This window comes from Acinetobacter sp. 228, from assembly GCF_048147885.1.
Genome location: NZ_JAYWYV010000134.1, coordinates 1 through 1,776 on the forward strand (window position 1 = coordinate 1; position 1,776 = coordinate 1,776).

Annotated in this window: 1 protein-coding gene; it reads right to left on the reverse strand. The window is 38.8% G+C overall.

The window, feature by feature from the left end:
- Nucleotides 1-1,651: TonB-dependent receptor (locus tag VXQ92_RS16670; RefSeq protein WP_416682572.1), on the reverse strand; the 1,651-nt coding region annotated here is incomplete at its 3' end.
- Between the last annotated feature and the right edge of the window lie 125 nt (nt 1,652-1,776).

Here is a 1,776-nt window from a genome sequence, read left to right on the forward strand (position 1 = left end):
TTTTTACCCCAACTTCATATTGCTCGTTATATTGAGGCTCTTTATCCATTTTCGCGACATCGGTACTTCCAGTAACTTGGTTGACACCCATTTGTCCACCAAACGGTGCGAAGCTTTTAGAGTAAGACGTATAAAAGCTATGTTCAGGAACTGGTTGCCATACCAAGCCAACATTTGGGCTAAAAGTACTGTCTTTTACATTACGATGTTCATTCTTAATTTTGTTAGTAGTTGAAAAGTCGAAGTAATCGTAGCGGAGTCCCATCATAAGTTTAAGTTGGTCATTTAGACCAATTAAATCTTGAATAAATACGCCGTAAGTTGTGCCTTCATTATAGTTATGCTGACTAATCTTTAATGGGCCATTGCCACGACTGTACTCTCGTTCACCAGTGATTGGATTAACGTAACCATAAATAGCTGACCCATTTTGAGTTTTATTGGCTAGACGTGGCTCTCGTTGTTCATAAGTCCAGTCTGTACCAACCATAATTTGGTGTTCAAGCTGGCCTGTCTTGAACTTTCCTTTAATATCAAATGTATTGGTGGTGGTCTTATTGCTGGTTTGTTGCCAGTAGTAAATTTGATCGATGTAACCTTTTTTTGTACAAGCCTCATTCTTTGAGTTTTTTCCATCTAAACCACAATAATTTCCAAAATAAAAGTGGTCAAAGTTCTGTTCTGCTTGTCGGTAACTTGCCGCCCAGTGGAAGCTCCAATCAGGCGCATATTCATAATTCACATCGGTACGAACGACTTGCAAAATATCATCAACATAATCACCGTCTTGGGCAAATCCCATTTTAATTGAAGTTCCCGCAGGCAAGTTGTCACGTGTTGGTCCACGGTCAGGAACTCGACCTAATTTGTCATAGGTATATTGTGTGGTCCAAGTCAGCTTTCCATCGTCATTCTTATAGGTAAAGCTTGGGGAAAACATCTCAATCTTATTTTCAATACCAGAGCGGAAGCTGCCTGCCTCGCCATATTCTCCAGTCAAACGCACTGCTAAATTGTCATTAAGTACTTGGTTGATGTCAGCGGTTGTTCCGTAGTTATCGTATGAACCCGCATATGCGCCAACTGAACTTTTAGAGTCAAAATTGGCGAATTTACTCACCATATTTACAACCCCGCCGCCAGCACTACGGCCATATAAAACCGAAGCGGGGCCTTTTAAAATTTCTATACGTTCGATATTGGCTGTACTACGGCGTACTTGTCCGCTTTCACGTATGCCATCACGGTAAATATCACCTGTATCAGCACCAAAACCACGAATCGTGATCCCATCACCACGCATATCGTAACTGGTTGATACACCTGGTGTACCTTGCAGCATGATGCTTAAGTCATTCGATCCATAAATTTTATATTTCTGAACATCAATGGTATCAACGGTTTGAGGGATATCTTTTTTATCTAAACCATTACGAGTGACATTGGCTTTGTCATAATCGATATAGCTTTTAATCGGGTCGAGCTCACTCATAGCCTCGATTTTTATGGTTGGCATGGTGGCCGCGGCTTTTGATGAGGAGTCAATCAATTCCTCAGCATTAGCACCTTGAATATTTAAAATCATTAAACTGAGTAAGCTGAGCGGGAATGAACCCTTAATTTGGGGAGATGATATAGAAATTCTTAACATAAAAATAAAATCAATTAACAAAATAAAAGCATAAATGATAATTATAATCATTTATTTGTTTAGAATAGAAGAACTATTAACTTAAAAAATGGCATATTTATTTTTTATTATCTGATTTTTAAGAA